We start from the raw sequence: 21,653 nt of genomic DNA on the forward strand, positions 1-21,653 counted from the left end.
GTAAATTAGGACCTCACTAATACCCGATTTTATACCCATCATGAAAGAATACACCTTACCCCATTTTGGAAAATTATCTACAGACAATTTAGAAGAATATTATGATGTTTATATCGATGTAAACGGAAACAGGATTCAGATCGACCTGAATTTTGAAAATGGCAGTATTGACGCCTTAAAGCTGGACAAAGTAAAAAATTATCTTGACAATATCGAAAAATTCGACCGGTTCAATAAACAATACATCCTGGAAGATTATCATGATGAAAACGGAGACACCGTAAAATTTTATCTGGAGCACCATTTGGAAGAATTTGAAAAAGACCATTTTTCATCATTGATCAATTTTCATGACACAACAATAAAACCAGAGCAACAGCTACTGACAAAACTTAAATTGCTAAGGATAGGACTTTATCCCGACAGCGAGGAGAATTTTGCCGTTTCAGATTATTCAATAGGAGAAGATTTTACCAATTATTTAGTCGTAGTCAATACGGATGAAAACGGACAGCTGGACTATATGGCTATGGAAAGCTAAATTTCTTTCAGAATATGATTTTGAATATGTGCCAATTTTAAGCTGGGAAACCAATTATCAATCTTGCGATCGACTGCAAATGAATTGCGAAGTCGGTGAACGATGGGCTTTAAATCAAATGCAGGATACAAAATCTCAGTTATCAAAACAAGGAATTGATATTTGTATTAAAATTGAAAAACTTACGAATATTCCAACCTATTATTATTTATACAACTATAAAAAGCATAAAAAAGGAGACGAGATCAAACCTTGCCCTGTCTGCCAAAAAAAGTGGAAATTAAATACAAAACTCCATGATTTTTATGATTTCAAATGCGATCAATGTAAGATTGTATCAACCATATCTCCTAATAGATAATTGAGTAGATAACATTTTTAACACCCCATAAAGAACAAATTACCCCAACATGATTGGATTTACTGATAAACTGAAATTCATTTACAAACCTTTTCTCATTATAGCAATAGGATTTATAACAACCTATACCCTTCTCCATTGGTTGTTATTTATAAAAGCAGGAATTCCGCTCAAAGAGGATATTCTGAAATTCTGGTTTCCTTTTGGATTACCCTGGATACCGGTTTTAATCTGGTTGAGACCTCGAATAAAATTACTGCATTTTAAAAATGATAACGCCTCTTTTTTCTATCAGTTTTTGGCCTGCATTGCTATTGCTATTCCTACAATCATTGCACAGGAATATCTAACGACAGCAACAGGGAGATTAACCCGGCTTGATCACATTTCACAAATTACCCAGCACGATAAAACAAAATATTATTCGATAAAAAATTATTATATCGATAAGCAGCATATTACCGTACAAAACACGGCTTCTGTCACAGGAAAGAATAATCAGAATTTTAATATGCTTATCTATGTTGCAATGCCAATTTTGGAAAACAAGACCAGCATTGAGAATTTTAATAATAAGTTTTGGCTGGGAAAAAAATACAATGAGCAAATCAGCAACAGCCTTTCAGAGCAGGAAAAAGAAGCCCGATACAAGGTATTTGCGGAACAATCACAAAAGGAATTTGAAAACACCGATTTTGGAAAATTCACGTATTTAGAAGTCATTGGAAATACGGAAGATCATGATGAATTTAATAATGCTCTCAAGAAACTGGGACAAAACTCAACAGACGAAAGTCTTATTTTTCAGGCAAAGACAGAACCTTTTGAAGCCAGAAACGGGACCAAACTTTCTTGGATATTAGGTTCTTTGGGTGCCGGCCTCTTAGTCTTTTGCATCCTTTTACTATTTCCAAAATTTGAGGACAATAAGTTGAAAGAATTCCGGAAAGGAGAAATGACAGAAGACTCTGATGTAAAAGAAATATTAGCCTTCTTCGTCCCTAAAGAAGGCTTTTATATAACCCCTATTATAATCAACTTAAATCTGTTAATTTATATCATAATGGTTTTCTCCGGATTAGGCTTGATATCATTCAAAGGAGAAGACCTGTTGAATTGGGGTGCTAATTTTAAACCATTAACCATCAATGGACAATGGTGGCGTTTATTAACGAGTACATTTCTTCACGGAGGGCTCATGCACATTTTAGCTAATATGTACGGCCTTTTATTTGTTGGCATTTTCCTTGAACCTATCTTAGGAAAGGTAAAATATGCTTTCATCTATTTAATCACCGGAATTTTTGCAAGTATTGCAAGTATCTGGTGGTATGATGCTACCGTAAGTGTTGGAGCTTCCGGAGCCATATTCGGCCTATACGGATTTTTCTTAGCCTGCTTGCTATTAAAAGTATTTCCACCGGATTTTGGAAAAGCATTTTTGGTAAGTACTCTTATCTTTGTTGGAGTTAACTTACTTATGGGCCTTGCAGGTGGTATTGATAATGCAGCACATATTGGTGGGCTTATAAGTGGATTTATCATTGGGCTTATTATGTCTGGACAACTGAAACAACAAACAAACATGTCAATTGAATATGATGATGAAAATGAATGATAGTAAGCCATGAAAACACAATTTCCTTCTATAAAATAAAACGGATACGTCTGAAGATCAGTTTCAGGTATCAAACATATAAGACTCCTATGAAAAAAGCATTCGAATTTCTTAAACAGTTAGAAAAAAATAACAACCGGGATTGGTTTGCCGGCAACAAACCTGAATATGACTCCATCGTGAAAGAAAACAAAGTTTTTTTCACTCAGATCTACAATGAGCTTCAGGAGCATGACAAGTTAAAAGGAATTCATATTTTCAGAATCTACAGGGATGTTCGTTTTTCCAAAGATCAGACACCTTATAAAACCAATTTCGGAGTAGGATACTCCCGTTCAAAACCCATGCTGAGAGGTGGTTATTATATTCAGCTGGAACCCGGAAACAGTTTTGTAGGAGGCGGATTCTGGGGACCGGAAACCGGAGATTTACTCCGTATCCGTAAAGAATTTGAACTCAGTACAACAGCAATCGATAAGATTACTGCTGATGAAACTTTTGTGAAATATTTCGGAGAACTGAAAGGAGACTCCGTAAAAACAGCACCACGGGGCTTTGATAAAAGCCATCCTGCCATAGATTTAATCCGCAAAAAACAATTCATCGTCATGCGTACGTTTACCGATAAGGAAGTTTTATCTGACAATTTTCAGAAGGAAGCCGTTCTGACATTACTGGCCATGCGTCCTTTTTTTGATTATATGAGTGAAGTACTGACCACGGATCTGAACGGAGAGCCTTTATTTTAAAACCGAAGCCCAATCTGTTTTTATTATTGCTTTTTTCTTTAATTTAGTCTCCTCTGAAAAAGAAACCGGAAATCTGATACAGTATTCAGTATCCCTACTTTTTCTTCATTTTATATAAAAAAACTATGAGCCTATTTAAAAAACTTTTCGGGAAAACTGAAAAGAAAAATGAAACCCGTAATTTCTCTGAAAATACCGAAGTTATTGAGAAAAAAGCAACGGAAAAACTCCAGTCTTTATCTCAAAAAGATCAGGACCTGTTCTTAAAAATGCTAAACAAAACTTCAGAAGATCCTGAAATAGAAACCAATACTCCCGAATTATTCAGAGAAGAAGTCTATCACTCGATCAGACAGTATTATTCTTCTCCGGATTACAACGTTGAATTTAACCTGCAGGATGATAAAGGAAATCTTTATCAGGAACATGAAGCTTTTAATTACACTTTCAGCCAATGGAAACAGATCCGCTCTGTATGGGACAGAAAATCGGTCCTTTTTGAACAGTGGGATGAAACTGAATTTAATAAATTACAGAAATGGCAGGTTATCGAACGATTCGTAAAAGACAGGCACTCACTCAAAGCAGTTGATTTTCAGAAAACCCATATTAATCAGGAGGATTTTCAGGACATCAGATTAATCATTGCGCTGTCCAAACTTTACCGTACACTGGATGCCATTCCTAATGCATTACATTACGCCAAAGGAGCTTATGAACTGAGGCCGGATTTAGATATTGTCAGAATTGAATATGCCAATGTCTTACATCTTTCGCAAAATGATGATGATAAAAAACGCTCTCATCAGCTGATCAACGAACTTATTGAGAATAAAATCAAGTCTGAGGGTGATCAAGAAGAAATTGGTCTGCTCAATTATTTTGTCTTTTCTGAAGGCTATATAGATTCTTCAATATACGCCATCAACTTTTTAATTGCTGGAAAATGCGATGAAGAAACCTGGCAAAAAATGGCAGAAGAATATTACTGGTGCCCTGTATTCAGATTTGAGCACGCCGTATTTCTTTCCAACCACGGGGAAAGCCTGAAAGCTTTGGCTAAATTGAATGCTCTGGCCAGTGAGTTTCCCTGGTTTACACAGGGTGTTCTGGCCAGCGTTGATGTCATTCAGCAGCTGAGAGTTCAGCACAATGATCCCTCTTTCATGGCCGAAGAAATGGCTCAGTTGGAACATTACCAATCCATGTGGAACCAATAAAAAACAATATTATTTATACATCACCCGCACTGAAAAATCAGTGTGGGTTTATTTTTGTTCTTCCATGATTTCTTCGTCTGAATACGAAGATTAAATAAAAGTTAACCTTTTTCTTTCCTCAGTTTTCACTCCGTATTTTTTGTAATTTAATCCCTGGAAAAACTAATTAACCGACCCCAAAACAAGCATTCATGAAGCTGTATATTTTTGCCTTTCTCTTCTTAATTTTCAATGGGATTACTGCCCAGAAAAAAGAATACCTATCAATAAAAAAAGGAGAATTCCCGGAAGGTATATATATGACCCTGGAAGAGGTTCTCCAAAAAACCCCAAGCTCAGCCGAAGACATTTATTTCAAAACTGCCGTAAAAAATGATGCTGCCACACTACCTGATAAAGTTTTTTTTTATGACAAACAAGATGACCGGAAAATAAGAAAACCACTGGCTGTTTCCTACAAAGGAGAAATGTATTTTCAGACCTTTAGAAAATATACCAACAAAGAAGATAAGACATATGAGGCTGATGTGTATTCAAGATTCTGCAAAGTTTTATCCTACGGCAGGTTCTTATATTTTGAGGAAAGTGTGAGAAGTATATGGAACAAAGGGCTTCTGAGTGAACTCAATTCCCTGACTCAGCTTATCAGCGGAAATAACAAAGGAATAGTCCTGGATTTAAAAAATAAAGAACTTAATATTTTCCGCGACTGTGATGATTTTAATGATTTTCTCTTTGAACATGAAATTCCTTCAGCACAATGTGATCCCGACCGGTTTACATTGAAAGATTTAAGGAAAAAAATCGATGAACTCAATGCATCCTATCAGTAAAATACAAAGGCATTCAAAAAGTTTGAGAATTAAAAACTAATTTTATCCGGATAATCACTCCTCATTTTATGATGACAATCCCAACCCAAATCCTGGAATACATCACTTCTCAGCCGGAACTTAAACGTAACGATATGCAGGAGCTCCACCGCATTATTCTGGAACTTATGCCGGAATGCAGATTATGGTTTCTGGATGGCAGAAATGAGACCGGAAAACTAGTTTCCAATCCCAATATCGGTTACGGGCTTCGCAGTATTCGGTATGCTGACGGAACAACAAAAGACTTTTATCAGATCGGGATGAGCGCCAACACAACCGGAATTTCTGTATATATTCTGGGAATTGATGATAAAACTTACCTTTCCAAAACATTGGCCGGAAAGATAGGTAAAGCAGAGGTAACAGGATACTGCATTAAATTCAAAAAACTCAGGGATCTCAACCTTGAAGTTCTCAAAACTGCTCTGCAATACGGTATTGAACAAAAACATTAAGCATAAGTCCTATATTTTCCAATCGCAATATACATTATATACATTTGATTGTCAGGTAATTACAAAAATCACATTAAAATAAATTCATTTTTCTCTCATTCATATCAGAAGAATATGTAAATTCGGCCTCTTTGCAATTTTGCTGAAAAGCACAAAAACTAATACAATAACCTTAAAAACTTTTAAAGATGAACAAACATTTTTTGATGTCCCAAATGAAATCAACCGGAACCGCTTATTTATGCTGGTTTTTTGTAGGATGCCACTATGCATACCTTGGAAAATGGGGGCTTCAGATTTTATATTGGTTTACCCTGGGAGGATTAGGAGTCTGGGCACTTATCGATTTATTTACCATTCCTTCAAAAGTAAATAATCATAATCTTTTAATTTCAAATCAGATTCAGGAAATTGAAAGACGCGAGCAGGAAGAAGCGCATGCAAGAAATATGGCTATGTTGAATGCGGTTTCCAACAACAACAATAATAATTCAAGTTCTTCTGAATTTCAGCCTAAAGGAGCTATTATTACAGAATAATATACGCTTCCCGTAAAATACCGGCCGTTCTATTCTTAGAGCGGTTTTTTTGCCCATTACAATGATTAAAATTGCAAATAGAAAATCTATAGTCCTGATTTTAACGGAAGAATGATCCATGCAGTCTTCCGGATAAAAAAAGTAAAAACTACCTTTGCTGTGTACACAAAAAAATGATTCTTATATGAAAAAAATAATCTTAGATCTTGCCACTACTCTAGACGGATTTATCGAAGGTCCCAACGGAGAAGTGGACTGGTGCATTATGGATGATGATATGGATTTTGATGGATTTCTTTCGGATATTGATACTATTTTTTATGGAAGAATAAGCTATGACACCTGGGGAAATTATCAGCCTGAGGAACATGCGGATCCTGAAGATCAAAAACTCTGGAAGACAGTTCATTCAAAAGAAAAATTTGTATTTTCAGGCCAAAACAGGGAAGATCAAAATGCGACTTTCATTACCTCTGATATTGTGGAGAAAGTTTCAGCAATAAAAAATCAGGGTGGCAAAAATATCTGGCTATACGGCGGAGCAAGCCTGATCAGAACATTTATCCAGAATAATCTGGTGGATGTTTACAGAATATCTGTTCATCCGGTTGCTTTAGGAAGCGGAAAACCTTTGTTTGAAGATCTGACAGAAAGATTGAATCTAAAATTAATCAAAACCAATGTTTTCAAATCCGGCGTGGTACAACTTATCTACGAAACTTAGAAAATAGTTATGAAAAAAATTCTTGTTATAAGCTCTGCAATTATAGTTTTAGTGCTCTTTAATTATCCTGTTTTTGACAGTGAAAAAATGTCATATGCCATTATTTTCCTATGTTTTGTCGCTATTTGTTTTGCAGGAGCAAAAATCTACGCTCCGGGTGATGAAGAAGACTATGAATCTGTTGAAAAAGAAATGAGCAGACTTTATACGGAAGATGGAATATTTCAATATAGGGAAGATGGTTTTTATGTCCTGAAAGAAAACTCAAAAGAGTATATAAAATGGAATGAAATTGTTTCTGTCTATTACTTCAGTATTCCGGTTCTTTCCAGCCGGCAAACAGGTTTGGAAATCATTACCGAAAAAAGCAGTTATGAATTTAACACTCAGGATACCAAATGATTTGTAAAATTAGGTGAAGAAATGGCCACTCACCTTCCGGATTGGGATCTTTTCCCAAAATCGCCAACCCTTTACAATTCCGGTGTCGAAAAAACATCATTATACGAAAGAAAAAACTAAACCACAGTTTCTCCTTCCCTAATGACCATAAGCATAAAAAATAAAATCAATTGGCTCATCACCATTATTATGGGAATGGGTTTATGTATGACTCTGGTTATTATTTTAATTCTTATTCCTGTTGCCGGCATCCAGGCGATACTTCCTTTTGCAGCATTTTTTATTCTATTTCTTTATATATGGCTGTGGAATACCTTCGGAAAAACCATCCTCACCATTGAACCCGATAGAATCTTAATCCGCTATAAAAATAAATTATTTACCCAACCCAGAATCTTTCTTAAAAAGGAAATTCATTCTGTCTCCGCAAAAGATTTTGCAGTGGAAAAATACAAATCTGGAGTCCGTTATAACATCTCATGGAGCGGTGCTACCTATTCTGTGGTTCTCATTAATAATAATCGGGAAGAAATAAGAATTGTGGATTGGATCACAAAAGACAGGGCGGAAGAAATTGTGGATCAGATGAATAAAAAATACTAAACTCAAAACGTCACGAAGCAATGTAACGGCTATTTTTTTTCAAAAACATGTAATACCCCGTTGTTTACGCTTGTCTTACTTAAAAAATACATGAAGATTCTTTTAACCTGCCTTATCTTTGCCCTGGCAACTCATCCCGTTTTTTCCCAAAAAGCGGAACAAATTGAAAAATTACTCAATACCTATGAAAAATCCGGACAATTCAGCGGATCTGTTCTTATTGCCCAAAAAGGTAAAATTATTTTTGAGCACAGTTATGGATACAGAAATGTTTTAAAAAAAGAAAAAAATACCAACAACAGTCTTTACAGAATCTTTTCCACAACAAAAATGTTCACGGCAATAGTTCTTCTGAAACTGGAAGAACAAGGAAAATTATCTTTAAATGATAAGCTTTCGAAATATTATCCCGGTTTTCCGAAAGGAGACAGTATTTCCATTGCCAACCTTCTTTCCCATACTTCCGGAATTCCCAATGAAACGGCTTCCGAACAAACAGTCAATGAAGAAACATTTATAAAATATATTTCCACAAAGCCACTCAATTTTTCACCGGGTAAGAAATGGGATTATTCCAATTCCGGATACTATATTCTTGGATATATCATCAAAAAAGTAAGTGGTTTAAATTATGATGAAGCTATTGAAAACTACATCCTGAAGCCACTGCAAATGAAAAATACGGGATTTCATTTCAATAATGTGACCCGTGAAAACAAAACTTTAGGATATGAATTTTTATCTGATCATATTTCCAGCGAAGCATTACGTTTCAAAACCGATCATCCGTTTTCTGCAGGAGCCATGTATTCTACGGTTGAAGATCTTTTTACATTTAATGAAGCTCTGAAAAATAATAAGATTCTGAAAAAAGAAACCAGAGAAAAGGCTTTTACTCCGTACCTCAATGATCATTATGGATTAGGTTTTGAGAGTTCAGAACTGTACGGCAAAAAAAGAGTCGGGCATGATGGTGGCGGCCCGGGTTACCGAAGCAGATATTATCAGGTATTAGACGATGATATTTGCGTTATTGCATTGTCAAATTCCGCATTATCACATACTGATTCCATTATTCCTCAAATTGAAAGTATTCTTTATGACAAACCATATACTATTCCGCAAACGGGAAAAATCAGCCCGCAAAATCAAAAAAAATTATCCGGAACATACTCAGATGGAAGCACCACTTTCTTTGTAGATGTTATTGATGGACTGTTGATATTCAGAGAAAAAAATTATCCCTGGTGCTCATTATTACCCATTTCTGATACTTTCTATCAACTGGCTAACAACTTTACTTTCAAATTCCAGCCTGATAATACGGGAAAAATGAACTCACTTGTTATTCATTTCAGAGACGGCAGTATCAAAACAGGAAAAAGAATCACAGGAAATTTTTCGTGGGGAATTATAGGAGATGCCACACCTTCCGGTTGGGATGGCAAAGATATTGAGATGACAACAGACCTAAAAAACCCCGACATTCATATCCTTAAAAATTATCCATTAAAAAAGGGAGAATTTAAATTCAGATTTGACAATGACTGGGGATATAGCCTTGGTTTAAATAATGATGGTAAAACCGTTGCCATGGATGCTTATAATTTTCAAATAGAAAAAGAGGGTAATTATGATATCCTATTGGATATGACCAACAAGATGAAACCTAAGTACAGCATCAAATCATCTGTTCAATGAAAATAAAACCGTTCTAAAAATAGAACGGTTTTATTTTAACAATCATTCCACATTTTCATTAATTTTATATACCTCAAAATCAACAAACAAAATAGCAATATGCCTCACTTCATCATAGACTGTTCGGAAAATATTCTTCAGCAAAAAACAGCGGAGGAAATAATGAATGCAGTATACGAAGCAGCTGATGATACAGGTCTATTTGCGACCCACGACATCAAGGTAAGGCTTCAGACCTATCAATATTACCGGTTGGGAGAACATAAAAAAAATTTTCTGCATGTCTTCGGGTACATTATGGAAGGACGAAGCACCGAGCAAAAAGCCGGGCTATCCAGGCATATCAGCATTCGTCTGACGGAATTGCTCCCTGATATTTCTTTTTCGTCTGTGAATATCAATGAGTTTGAAGCTGCAACTTACAGCAATAAAGCCTTAATTAATCCTGAAAATATAAATAAAGACCGGCATTTCGGATTATAATTTCACCAATATCAAATCAACAAAATACGAATCATTATGAGCTTAAAAACATTAACCACCAAAAGCGTTCAGTACAATAATTGGGTAGTCAATAAATATATCGACTGGTTATCCACAAAGTCTGATGAACAGCTTAATCAGGAAACCATCTCAAGTTTTCCGACCATTTTGAAAACATTACATCATATCTGGCAGACACAGGAATACTGGTGGAGCCACATTGCAGAAAACAACGAATTTGATTTTGAAAAAACCGCGACATTTACTACTAAAGAAGATGTTTTCAATGCCATTAAAAACAATTCACAGAAACTGGTAGATTATGTGGAAAATTTATCTGAAGAAGACCTGTCAAAAAATGTGAAAATTGAGTCGCAGTGGTTTCAATGTGATTTTTCAAAGTACGAATATATTCAACATGCCATTCTCCACAGTACCTACCACAGAGGACAAATTGTAACCATGGGACGAAATATCGGAATAACCGATGCTCCGATGACGGATTTCAACTTCTGGAATATTTATAAAGACCAGAAATAAATATCCTGTCTTATAACTTCATTCAAAACCAATAAATCACCAGGATCTCTTCCGGATACAGAAGTCCTGAAAAATATCATTTACATCTACCCATAAGGGATTCCCGTAAGGTAAACTTTTGAATTCATTTTACTTTTGGTTCTCAATATTTTTTGATAATTAAATATAAAGCTATGAAAAAGTTATTATTGTCTTTTGCTCTTTTATTCTTCGGAATTTACTATTCGCAAAATGCACCGAAATTTGAAAATGATACCCTCACTACCTCAGTAGGATTTAAAGTTTATGAAGGACTTGATCTAAAAATAGGAACCGGATCCATGAATGATGGGGATTTCAAGTTTATCAGAACCAACGCTTCTTCCGTGTTCAATTATTCTTCCACGACAGGCTATCAGGGGCTGGCCAATCAGGCTAATTCTTTTAAAAGAAACAATTCCGGGCTTAGTTTCAAAGTGAAAAAAATAATGCCGCGCGGAAATAAAAAAAACGGATTTGTTTATTATGCCAAAATCGGCAGCGGACTCATCAATTATGAAGTGGATATTGAAAACGCTATAAAATCCGGTGAAATCATTATTCCTGAAGAATTCATACCGAAAGAAAAAATTCAAAGCCAGGCTTCAGAAACTAAATATGACCGATTAAAAAAGATAAAAGAACTAAAAGATTCCGGAGTTTTATCTGAGGAAGAGTTTCAGAAAGAAAAAGAAAAAATTATGCTTGAAAAATAAATTCAGGACAACGGCTCTCTATGGGAGTCGTTTTTTGTTATTTCTTCTTTCATATACAATTCGGAGGCTGCCTATATTTTGTGAATAAATTGTGGATAACTTTTTTATATCCATTTTAACCCATCCTACAAAAACAATTAAAATCCTAGTATTCATGGCACTTTAATAGCAGGTAAGTTTTACACAATGTGGATAATTTATCCACAAACGGGTATTAATAACCTTTAAAATTGTTGATATTCTGAAAACCTCCTTACTGTTCTTTCTGCCTTTTATGAATGGTACTGCATATATTTTTGTCTGTAAGCCATCATTATATACAAAACCGGTCTTACCCATTTATTTTTTGTAAGTTAGCTTCACTGATAACAAAATACGGTTCAATGAACAACACTGACATCCAAAAAGAATGGTTCTCAAAAGGAGAGCGCTATGCCACAGAAATCAATGAAATGGTTGAATTCGGTGAAAAAAATGGCTGGGAAAACTGGAAAGGGAAAGAGCCTGAAGACAGCAGAGCAAACCTGGCCGGACAGGTTTTTGAAATGCTTAAAGAGGCCAACCGGAATAATGACATTGAAAATTTCAGAAAAAATTTTCCTCCTGCCTATACTCCGATCATTCCTTTACTAAATGCCCAATCCCAGAGTATTGAACATCTGCAGTTCATTTCCGATCAAAAAATAGTCTTTCTTACAGGAACGTCTTATGAAAAAAGGCAGGCTTACCTTCTTGACCACGGGCAGATTACCAGACTTAATGAAAACATCCATGCCATTGGGAAATCAAAAAAGGGAAATATCTTTGCCATAGCCAGAGGACAGCATATCTCAGTCTATAAAGACTGGGACGGGGAACTTATCAACCAGTTTGAACTGGATGAAAACCCCGATTTCGGAATTACGGAAATAACTCCGTTTAATGACGGCAGTAAAGTACTCATAGTCTCATCAGAAGGAATTTTTCTGATATCCGGAAAGGAGAAAAAATTAATACATCCGGTGAATGAAGACAATGATGATGAATGGACTTCCCAAATCGATATGGAAAATGCAGCATTGTCCAATGACAATTCTTATATCGCAGTGGGTGATCAGGGCTATGATCACAGGATACTGGATGCTGAAGGAAATCCTATCGGAGCCATCGGACCACAATCTTCTTACCCTCATTTCTGTCTGTTTTCAAAAGATGACAGCCAGCTGATTACCAATTCGTGTCATTTCTATAATGGGATCACAATAGGAATCAATTCAGACCAGTATACAGGAGCGGATATTGAAGCGTATACGGAGAGCGATGATTTCACGCTCATTGATGAAGAGATGAGAGTATATGCAGGAGTTGCCGTAAAAGACTATTATATTCTTGGTGATGCTTATGGCTATATTAAAGCGTTTGACAAAAACGGCAATCGTCTCTGGAGATATTTTCTGGGCTCCACGATATCGGGCATGACGATATCTGACGATGAAGAAACACTTTGGGTAGGTGCTCATTCCGGAATTTTACATCAGCTGAAACTGGAAAAAGAACAGCGGGATTCCCACACAATCGGCAACGGAAATCTTTATGAAGACTTCAGGCTGCTGATATGGAAGAATGAGCCACAAATCTGGAAATGGTAATTGAAAATACAGAACTTCTTTACGCCACCAGTCGATAAGGCTTTATCATTTTTATAAATTAACTGACCAAAAGAACAATCACTAATATTATTAAAAGTCATGGAAAAATATGCAGTTTCAGCAGACGGACAAAAAATTCATTATCAGGAATCCGGAAACGGAAAAACGACACTGATCTTCATTCACGGATGGCTGGGAAACACAGAATGGTGGGCAGATCAACAGGAATATTTCAAAGACCTTTATCACATTGTACAACTCGATTTGGCAGGGCACGGAAAATCAGATACCTCAAGAAAAGACTGGACAAGTGAGCAATATGCGAATGATATTAAAACGGTAGCTGATGACATACAGTCATCAGAGATGATACTCGTAGGACATTCCATGTCCGGGGCCTATGTTCTTGAAGCAGCTTTGAAAATCCCAAAGGTAAAAGCTTTAGTCTTAATAGATACCTTAAAAAATTTAAGTGAAACATTTACAGAAGAACAGGCTGAATTGCTTTTGTTTTCTCATTATCGTCACGATTTCAAAAATGCCGTGAAGAATTTCCTTCCGCAATATCTGTTTAGTGAAAACACTCCTCCTTCAGTACAAGAAAGAGTCTCTGATGAATTTCTTCAAAATGAGCCTGAAATGGCAATTAATACGCTTCGCCCTTTATATAAAACAGATTTCCGTACCATTGCAGAACAGGTTACGGTTCCTGTAAGAGCAATTAATTCCGATACTACTCCGACTCATCTTGAAAATAACCGCAAATACCTGAAAGATTACGACTATACTTCCATCACTGAGACCGGCCATTACCCGATGCTTGAAAAACCTGAAGAATTCAATACCATTTTAGATCAGGTTTTAAAAACATTAATCTAAAAAAAAACATGATACGACAAACAATAATCAGCCGGCTTTCTGAGCTGACGGAAGGCCGACTTACTGCCGAAGAATGGGCAGGCTGGTTCAGGGATCATACAGATCAATTGGAAAAGATATGTGGCAGGCTGGCTTTTCTTAAAATAAAGCCTAAAGATAGTTTCAGCGGAATCCGAAATTTATACATTGGGCAGCTGGGAGCTTTTGAATGGCTGGAATCACAAAAGATAAACGTTCATTTTTCTGATCTTTATCAAAAAAGATGGGAAAAGGAATTTGCTGATTTTTGTAAAGCTGAAAAAGAAAAAGAACAATGGCTCCGGAAAATCGTTGAAAATAAATTTGAGTATTTAAAAAATGTGTATCCTAAATTTTTTAGACAATTAACAAAATCATATAGTGATTCGGATATAATTGAAGCAGGTATCAGCTCAAAAGATATTCAACATAAAGAAAAAGAACTTTCCATACAATTACCGGCCGATCTGATCTTATTCTACAAAAATATCTCCAAGCTAAAACTTGAAGGAATAGAAATAGATTTTTCAGACTTAAGTCATCAAATCGTACAAAAGGTACCTTATCTCATCTTAGGTGAATTTTGGATGTATGGCGATGGAGATCAGCTCTTATATCATTGGGAAAGTCAGCATGTATATATTTTTGCTCATGATCATCAACCACCTAAAGTCATCGAAATAGCCGATTCAATTACAGACCTTGTGGAGAAGAAAATGGTTGCCTATCTGAAAAATTACGAAACAGCATAATCCTGTACATAAAATAGGTTTTACCAAATATTTATTACCGTATCCGATCAATTTTTTTTTCCATGTCAGAAAACTTCCCGAAATTAGCAGCCTGTGCGTTAAATAAAATCAATGAAATAAAAATTTAAATTAAAACATACAGCAAAACTTAGTATAAGTTTTCTTCGGGGCAGGGTGAAATTCCCTACCGGCGGTTACAGTCCGCGACTCCTTTCATCTGAAGGGACTGATTTGGTGAAATTCCAAAACCGACAGTTAAAGTCTGGATGGGAGAAGAAAATGAGATGATCAGTAAGATTCCTTATGGACTCTTATTGTATTGTATTTCATTTCCATGTACCGAAGACTATTTTAGCTTTTAACAGTAAAATAACATGGAAAAATTATTAGAACAATTCGGAGCTACCTCCAAAGATCGTGTTGAAAAAGCACTTCAAACATTACAACAGGGAAAAGGGATTCTTTTAGTAGATGATGAAAACCGTGAAAACGAAGGCGATATCATCTTTCCTGCTTCCACCATTACAGAACAGGACATGGCACTTCTGATCCGCGAATGCAGCGGTATTGTCTGCTTATGTATCTCTGAAGAAAAAAGCCGCCACCTCAACCTTCGTCCAATGGTGGAAAACAACAATTCCAAAAACCAGACTGCATTTACCATTACCATTGAGGCAAGAGAAGGTGTAGAATCAGGAGTTTCAGCAAAAGACCGTGTAACCACCATCAGAACAGCAGTTGCAGCCAATGCTGTAGCCGAGCATATTGCCAGTCCGGGACATGTTTTTCCTTTAATTGCCAAAAAAGGCGGTGTTTTTGAAAGACGCGGCCATACGGAAGGCAGTGTAGATCTTGTAAAAATGGCCAATCTGGGTGATGATGCTGTACTTTGTGAGCTCACCAATGAAGACGGCTCTATGGCAAGACTTCCCGAAATCGCTGACTTTGCCATCAAAAAAGGAATGACAGTCGTTACCATTGAAGATATCTATGCCTACCGCAAAATGATTATCAGCAATTAGACTTATATTGAATAACGCACAGAGCAACCGTCCGATCCCTATCGGACGGTTGTTTAATTTAAATACGGAAGCAAAAAAGAACATGAAACTCATCAGGAAATCAATTAAAAATGTCTTCATTTAAAAGGTAGCAGCAGGAGCCGTTTCGTTGTTCAGTTTTCTCTGGAGGTCGGTTTTCTTTCCTTTTGAGAAATCATAACTAAGCCCCAGAATAAACATTGATTTATTGTTCATGATTCTCGTATGAAGTCTGTAATCAACCAGGCTCTCAGAAAGGCTTCTTGTCTGATACTCCGAAGGCATTCCGATCCAGTACATTCCTGTAGAGAAAGTCCAGTTTTTATGTTTATAACTGAGAAAAACATGATTCTGGTTTTCATTTGTATTAAGAAATGCTCCGTTCAGGCTATACACCGGAAAATTAAACTGGTATTGAACTGAAAAAGATTGATACTCTGAGGACAATATAAAATAATTTCCCAGATAATCGTTTTTAATCAGGGCTCCCGCACTTGTTTTTATAGTTTCTGAAGTAGGAGTAATGACAGCTTTTACTACCAGTAAATTATTTCCGAAAGGTTTATAAGAACCGGTTAACTGCAGTCCGTACCTTTGTCCGTTTTTCCCGTTTTCATACGTCAGGGCATAACCGCCCAATGTATCATCCTGCACGTAATACTGATTAATCACCCTATCTGTGAAACGGTAGAACAGCGCAGCATTAAAATCAAAATATTGATTATTCAGAGAATAAGTCAGTGAATTAGAAAAAACCTGTTGTGATTTCAGGAAAGGGTTCCCTCTTTGCACAATATTGGGAGCCAGCTGTACTACATTACTGCTGAGCGCATTACTCCACGGGCTCACAGGATTATAGCTTCCTGTAAAACGAAGGCTCTGATTATTTTTAAATTGGTAGCCTACAATAAGTTTGGGCGTAAACGTCCATTCATCAAACGTATTTTCCGCACTCTTATTATGGATATTGGTAAGCCCTACTCCTACTCGGTAAGTCAGTTTATCAATTTTCCCGGAATATTCAGTATAAAAATATTGTTCCAGATAATCCACACGATACAGTGAATACCCTGCAAGATTATTCAGATCATTGGAAATAGAAGACCTTGATATGCGATATCCGGATGAAAGTTTTCCTGATTTAAAATCATGAATATGGGCCAGTTCTCCTACAACACTCGTTTGTTTAGCTTTCAAGACCATATCATTATCATATACGGAAAGTCCCGAACTTACCATCCACTCTTTAGCGGTTTCCGAGCTATTGGTTGTATAATGTGATCCTACCAGATTAATACTTACCTCGTCTTTCCCGCCTATTTTTTTAGAATAATATACATCGAGTTTGGGGATGGCATAATCAGATCCGTTATTTTTAAACATAGCATGTTCCTCACTGAAATCATCTTTCATAAAAACACTCTGTCCCGCTCCTTTGGAAAATCTGCTGAAAATATCCATATTTAATTTAGCCTGAAATGCATAATCATCCGAAACCATTCTGGTATAACGTAAAGCAATATTCTGGGAGGTATATCCGAAATGGTCTGTTCTGTTTTCATCCGAACGGTAATGATTACCATTCAGCCGGTAATCATAGATGCTGTTTACTCTTCTGTCATTATAGTCTCTCATGTTTAGAGAATACTCAAGGCCTATATTATTTTTTCCTTTGGTAAAATTGGCATAGGCAGAAGCGTTTACAAATCCCGTATTCAAAGCGGAAGAAACATCTGTTCCGAAAACATATCCGGTCTCGACAGATCTTGTCAGAATATTCACCACCGTATCAGCCCTTGTCGCCCACCTTGCCGGCGGAATATCATAATATTCAACTTTAAGAACTTCCGAAGGGCTCACGCTGCGAATCTGAAGATCTGTAGCTTCAATTCCGTTAATAAGAAATAAAGTGGCTCCACCTTTTGTACTGGTAATCGTATTGGCCACAGGATCCAGTTGCAGCTCAGGAAGAGTCTGAAGAAGGTCTTTTGCATACCGGGCTTTTTCAAGAGCTTCTTTATCAAAAGTATACACCGATTTATCTGCAAACTGTTTTTTGCGTTGTGACTTTACAATAACTTCCTGAATTTCTTTTGTCCTTGATACGTCAGCAGTATCAATCACTTTCTCTTGTGAAAACATCAGTGTTCCATAAAGAATGCATACAGTATATATCAATTTTTTCATACAGAATGGAATATACTGTTAAGACAGACCAAGCATCTTATTCATTACATTATATTCATGGTGGCTACAAATAATAAAAACCATCTAAATAATGAATATTCACCCGTATTTTTTTCTGTTAATTAATATTATTATGTTAAATTCAGCCCGTTTTTTGCTGGTACTATTTCAACACCACAAAATATAAGATCATGAAAAAAGCAATGATATTAATTTTTTGTGCCCTGTTTTCACAAGCCGGAGCACAGGAAAATCAAACAACTCCGACAGAAAAAATGAATATCATTAAGACGAATGTTACGGCTTATGCATTCAGAAATATCAATCTGTCTTATGAAAGAGCTATCAATCAATGGTTTTCAGTAAATGTTGGCTTTGGTACCATGCCGGAAGGAAAAGTTCCTTTTATCAATTCTTTTTTAAAGGATGAAGATGAAAAAAGATTTCAAAATTTAAGAGTAAAAGCTACCCATATCACCATAGAGCCCAGATTCTACCTTGGAAAAGGCTATGGAAAAGGATTTTATATTGCTCCGTACTACCGGTATTCTGATGTTTCATCCAATACTTTTGATTTTTATTATGACTATAACGGCCCCAATGGTATCACCTATCAGGTTCCTCTGAAGGGACAGGGAAAAACAAACGGGAACAGCGGCGGGCTTATGGTTGGAGTACAATTCTTCCTCACCCGAAATCAGAATCTGGTGCTTGATTTTTGGATCGCCGGAGCTCATTACGGAAGCGGAAAAGGAGATTTTACAATGACCAGCGATTATGTTCTTACTCCGGATATGCAGGCACAGCTGAAAAAAGAAATAGAAAACCTGGACATTCCGTTTGTAAAATATACCGTAGAAACCAATGCCAATGGTGCTAAAATAAGAGTAGACGGACCTTGGGCAGGCTTCAGAAGCGGCCTTTCTCTGGGATATAGATTTTAAAACAAATACAATATCAAAACCGTCCTTTTTTAAGGATGGTTTTATTTTTTAGCGAAATTTGTATCTTGCTCGTCATTATAACAGGAAAATGACAGAATTAATTAGAGAAAACAAATTTGAGGAATTAAAGGGGGAACTCAAAAGCCAGAAAGAATTTCAGATATACACTTATTTATCAGATATATTAGATGGAAAAACTGTTCATTTAAATGAGCACAGCTTTACCCCTGAAAAATATCAGGCAGAATTTACAGAAGGATCTAAGCTTTATCAGGCTCTTGCAAAATCGGAATTAGACAGAGAACAGCTAGCACAATTTATTAAAGTTGTTGTGGAGCTTGCCTTTACGATGGGACTTCACGTTCAGGAAGCTTCATTAGCAGCGATGAGCCATGGTGTTCCTCTTACCCACGCTGAACATATTTATAAAATAGATCCTGAAATCAGACATCGTATTCAGGAATTAATTAATATCCTTAAAAATACTCCGGAACAGGAAAAAGCAGTTGCCAATCTTTCTACGGCGAAGGCTAAAGTAACCCATGCTGTGGATAATACTCTTCAGAAATACGAAGTGGGAGAAGATATGCTTCAGCTTGCAGAAAGCTACGAAAAGGTAGCTCCCATAGAAATGGTGGTTCCCATTTACCAGGGTATCCTAAGTGATTTTGAATGTGAATCTGTACGTAACAGCTCAGGGCTTATTCCGGAAACGATACATGTGGATGACAGGCCTGAGGCCGAAATTGCCATTTTTAATGAAGCTAAAATTCATTTTGAAAGAATCACGGGAAAAACACTAGAGGAACCCAACAGAATTCATATCAAGGAAAGCAAAGATGCAGCCGGCCTGGTACAATCCATTATTGATTCTGCATTCGAGTCCTCTGAAGCTGAGACTGAAGAAGAAATAGAAGTTCAGGAACAGCCGAACCGCTCAGCCGAACCTCCCGTTCAATCTGTTTCTGAGAAACAGGGATTATTGACTAAAATAAAAAGGATATTCGGTAAAAACTGATTTTCTATTAAAGCCTAGTTTATGAATTCATCCCCTATCACTTCGGGTCAGAGAATTAAAGCCATTGTTGGCGGATCCATCGGAAATCTTGTAGAATGGTACGACTGGTATGCCTATGCGGCTTTTGCCATTTATTTTTCCCATTCTTTTTTTCCGGATTCTGATCTCAATGCCCAGCTGATGAATACCGCAGGAATCTTTGCCGTTGGATTTCTTATGCGTCCCATCGGAGGATGGGTATTTGGAAGTATTGCTGATAAAATAGGCCGGAAAAAAGCAATGACAGTCTCTGTTTTACTGATGTCGTTCGGTTCGCTTCTCATTGCACTTACTCCAACATATCAAACTATAGGAATTCTTGCTCCGGCATTACTTCTTATTGCCAGATTACTTCAGGGATTAAGTGTAGGCGGCGAATATGGCGTTTCAGCCACCTATCTCAGTGAAATGGCAACCCAGGACAGAAGAGGATTTTATTCCAGTTTTCAATATGTAACTCTTATCGGAGGGCAACTTATTGCATTGGGAGTCCAGCTGATTCTTCAAAAAATATTACTCACGGAGGCCCAGTTGGAAGAATGGGGCTGGAGAATTCCTTTCGTCATCGGAGCCGTACTCTCTGTCATTGCATTATATCTCCGTTCCAATCTTCATGAAACGGAAGCATTTGAAAATAAAAAAGAAATCAGTGAAAATAAAAAAGGAACCGTAAAAGAACTTCTGAAATATCCTAAGGCGCTGCTTACTGTGGTAGGGCTTACCTTAGGCGGAACACTTGCATTTTATACTTACACAACGTATATGCAAAAATTTCTGGTCAATACAGTTCATCTGAGCAAAGAAGAATCTACCCTGATCTCATTCGTCACCTTATTTATTTTTGCCTGTCTTCAGCCTGCATTTGGAGCTTTCTCCGATAAAATAGGCCGGCGTCCGCTATTACTGGGATTTGGAATTCTGGGAACTTTATGCACGGTTCCGCTTCTTACTGCACTCAGCACCACTACCTCTATGTGGGCTGCCTTTTTTCTGATCATGATCTCATTAATTATTGTGAGTGGCTATACTTCCATCAATGCAGTGGTAAAAGCTGAACTTTTCCCTTCCGAGATCAGAGCTCTTGGTGTGGGGCTTCCCTATGCTCTTACAGTAGCCATCTTTGGAGGAACAGCAGAATATATTGCTTTATGGTTTAAAAAAGCGGGAAATGAGAATTATTTTTACTGGTATATTACCGGATGTATTTTCTTTTCTCTGTTGGTATATGCAAGAATGAAAGATACTCAAAAGACCTCAACACTGGATAAAGATTAATGATATAACGATAAGAAACCGGCGCCACAGAGAATCTGCGGCGCCGGTTATATTTTTTAATGATAAGCTTGTTTAAATTTTTCTATCATACTGTCTAAATTATGTCGCTGGACATATACAGTCTTCACCTCTTCATACCTCGGCGATTTGTAGAAAACTTCATGGAAATCCATGCTTCCGTTTCCTACTTTTACTACTTTCTGCACTTCAATATTAAGTTTCTTCAGTTCGTCTTTAAAGACTTTAAATTCATCTTGGATACTACTACTCATTTATATTTTTTAGTTTTTTAGTTAAAAATTTCACTTTTATATGATACCCCTGTAAT

General features: G+C 36.6%; 24 protein-coding genes and 1 riboswitch. Of the genes, 22 read left to right on the forward strand and 2 right to left on the reverse strand.

The window, feature by feature from the left end:
* Positions 1-40: 40 nt before the first annotated feature.
* The 19 genes from JO178_RS17215 to ribB all read left to right on the forward strand — a co-directional run bounded on the left by JO178_RS17215 (position 41) and on the right by ribB (position 15,844).
* The gene (locus JO178_RS17215; RefSeq protein ID WP_291938504.1) at positions 41-541 is read left to right on the forward strand and encodes a DUF2004 domain-containing protein; all 501 of its coding nucleotides are present in this window, start codon (positions 41-43) and stop codon (positions 539-541) included.
* Positions 501-902 (forward strand): DUF2310 family Zn-ribbon-containing protein, encoded by a 402-nt coding sequence (locus JO178_RS17220; protein ID WP_291938506.1) that lies wholly within the window; start codon positions 501-503, stop codon positions 900-902. Before JO178_RS17215 ends, JO178_RS17220 begins: the two co-directional genes overlap by 41 nt.
* A 49-nt stretch (positions 903-951) precedes the next feature.
* Positions 952-2,520 carry a rhomboid family intramembrane serine protease gene (locus JO178_RS17225; RefSeq protein WP_291938508.1) on the forward strand — a complete coding sequence of 523 codons (1,569 nt, stop codon included), beginning with the start codon at positions 952-954 and terminating at the stop codon, positions 2,518-2,520.
* An 89-nt stretch (positions 2,521-2,609) separates the two neighbouring features.
* Entirely contained in the window at positions 2,610-3,269 is a 660-nt protein-coding gene (locus JO178_RS17230) for a DUF2461 domain-containing protein (RefSeq protein ID WP_291938511.1), read from the forward strand.
* Between the two features lie 125 nt (positions 3,270-3,394).
* The gene (locus tag JO178_RS17235) at positions 3,395-4,489 is read left to right on the forward strand and encodes a hypothetical protein (protein ID WP_291938512.1); all 1,095 of its coding nucleotides are present in this window, start codon (positions 3,395-3,397) and stop codon (positions 4,487-4,489) included.
* A gap of 191 nt (positions 4,490-4,680) precedes the next feature.
* Positions 4,681-5,322 (forward strand): hypothetical protein, encoded by a 642-nt coding sequence (locus JO178_RS17240; protein ID WP_291938513.1) that lies wholly within the window; start codon positions 4,681-4,683, stop codon positions 5,320-5,322.
* A 68-nt stretch (positions 5,323-5,390) separates the two neighbouring features.
* On the forward strand, positions 5,391-5,819 hold the full coding sequence (locus tag JO178_RS17245; RefSeq protein ID WP_291938514.1) for a DUF1801 domain-containing protein: 429 nt from the start codon (positions 5,391-5,393) through the stop codon (positions 5,817-5,819).
* A 188-nt stretch (positions 5,820-6,007) separates the two neighbouring features.
* Positions 6,008-6,358 carry a TM2 domain-containing protein gene (locus tag JO178_RS17250; RefSeq protein ID WP_291938515.1) on the forward strand — a complete coding sequence of 117 codons (351 nt, stop codon included), beginning with the start codon at positions 6,008-6,010 and terminating at the stop codon, positions 6,356-6,358.
* A 184-nt stretch (positions 6,359-6,542) separates the two neighbouring features.
* Entirely contained in the window at positions 6,543-7,082 is a 540-nt protein-coding gene (locus JO178_RS17255; protein WP_291938516.1) for a dihydrofolate reductase family protein, read from the forward strand.
* A gap of 9 nt (positions 7,083-7,091) precedes the next feature.
* On the forward strand, positions 7,092-7,484 hold the full coding sequence (locus tag JO178_RS17260) for a hypothetical protein (RefSeq protein WP_291938517.1): 393 nt from the start codon (positions 7,092-7,094) through the stop codon (positions 7,482-7,484).
* A gap of 141 nt (positions 7,485-7,625) precedes the next feature.
* Positions 7,626-8,087 (forward strand): hypothetical protein, encoded by a 462-nt coding sequence (locus tag JO178_RS17265; RefSeq protein ID WP_291938518.1) that lies wholly within the window; start codon positions 7,626-7,628, stop codon positions 8,085-8,087.
* Between the two features lie 90 nt (positions 8,088-8,177).
* The gene (locus JO178_RS17270; RefSeq protein ID WP_291938519.1) at positions 8,178-9,788 is read left to right on the forward strand and encodes a serine hydrolase; all 1,611 of its coding nucleotides are present in this window, start codon (positions 8,178-8,180) and stop codon (positions 9,786-9,788) included.
* A 99-nt stretch (positions 9,789-9,887) separates the two neighbouring features.
* Complete coding sequence (locus JO178_RS17275; protein ID WP_291938520.1) at positions 9,888-10,271, forward strand: 5-carboxymethyl-2-hydroxymuconate Delta-isomerase; 384 nt, start codon at positions 9,888-9,890, stop codon at positions 10,269-10,271.
* A 36-nt stretch (positions 10,272-10,307) separates the two neighbouring features.
* Entirely contained in the window at positions 10,308-10,811 is a 504-nt protein-coding gene (locus JO178_RS17280; RefSeq protein ID WP_291938521.1) for a DinB family protein, read from the forward strand.
* 173 nt (positions 10,812-10,984) lie between these two features.
* A complete protein-coding gene (locus JO178_RS17285) occupies positions 10,985-11,545 on the forward strand; it encodes an SHOCT domain-containing protein (protein WP_291938522.1) in 561 nt (186 codons plus the stop codon).
* Between the two features lie 383 nt (positions 11,546-11,928).
* Positions 11,929-13,173 carry a hypothetical protein gene (locus JO178_RS17290; protein ID WP_291938523.1) on the forward strand — a complete coding sequence of 415 codons (1,245 nt, stop codon included), beginning with the start codon at positions 11,929-11,931 and terminating at the stop codon, positions 13,171-13,173.
* 99 nt (positions 13,174-13,272) lie between these two features.
* Positions 13,273-14,052 carry an alpha/beta hydrolase gene (locus JO178_RS17295; RefSeq protein WP_291938524.1) on the forward strand — a complete coding sequence of 260 codons (780 nt, stop codon included), beginning with the start codon at positions 13,273-13,275 and terminating at the stop codon, positions 14,050-14,052.
* Between the two features lie 8 nt (positions 14,053-14,060).
* Complete coding sequence (locus JO178_RS17300) at positions 14,061-14,822, forward strand: SMI1/KNR4 family protein (RefSeq protein WP_291938525.1); 762 nt, start codon at positions 14,061-14,063, stop codon at positions 14,820-14,822.
* Between the two features lie 156 nt (positions 14,823-14,978).
* A riboswitch (FMN riboswitch) is annotated at positions 14,979-15,104 on the forward strand.
* Between the two features lie 92 nt (positions 15,105-15,196).
* Positions 15,197-15,844, forward strand: coding sequence for a 3,4-dihydroxy-2-butanone-4-phosphate synthase (gene ribB / locus JO178_RS17305; RefSeq protein WP_291938526.1), 648 nt, complete (start codon positions 15,197-15,199; stop codon positions 15,842-15,844).
* Between the two features lie 120 nt (positions 15,845-15,964).
* Here ribB and JO178_RS17310 read toward each other — a convergent pair whose 3' ends face one another.
* The gene (locus tag JO178_RS17310; protein ID WP_291938527.1) at positions 15,965-18,049 is read right to left on the reverse strand and encodes an outer membrane beta-barrel protein; all 2,085 of its coding nucleotides are present in this window, start codon (positions 18,047-18,049) and stop codon (positions 15,965-15,967) included.
* Between the two features lie 191 nt (positions 18,050-18,240).
* On the opposite strand from JO178_RS17310, the gene JO178_RS17315 reads away from it, so the two are divergent.
* From JO178_RS17315 to JO178_RS17325, 3 genes are all read left to right on the forward strand, one after another.
* Positions 18,241-18,993: a DUF3575 domain-containing protein gene (locus JO178_RS17315; protein WP_291938528.1), complete on the forward strand. Its 753-nt coding sequence runs from the start codon at positions 18,241-18,243 to the stop codon at positions 18,991-18,993.
* An 88-nt stretch (positions 18,994-19,081) separates the two neighbouring features.
* Entirely contained in the window at positions 19,082-20,011 is a 930-nt protein-coding gene (locus tag JO178_RS17320; protein WP_291938529.1) for a hypothetical protein, read from the forward strand.
* A gap of 21 nt (positions 20,012-20,032) precedes the next feature.
* A complete protein-coding gene (locus JO178_RS17325) occupies positions 20,033-21,325 on the forward strand; it encodes an MFS transporter (protein WP_291938530.1) in 1,293 nt (430 codons plus the stop codon).
* 56 nt (positions 21,326-21,381) lie between these two features.
* On the opposite strand, the gene JO178_RS17330 is transcribed toward JO178_RS17325, so the two are convergent.
* Positions 21,382-21,597 (reverse strand): hypothetical protein, encoded by a 216-nt coding sequence (locus tag JO178_RS17330; RefSeq protein WP_115970288.1) that lies wholly within the window; start codon positions 21,595-21,597, stop codon positions 21,382-21,384.
* Positions 21,598-21,653: the final 56 nt, after the last annotated feature.

The sequence above is a fragment of the Chryseobacterium sp. genome (genome assembly GCF_019236175.1).
Taxonomy (GTDB): Bacteria; Bacteroidota; Bacteroidia; order Flavobacteriales; family Weeksellaceae; genus Chryseobacterium.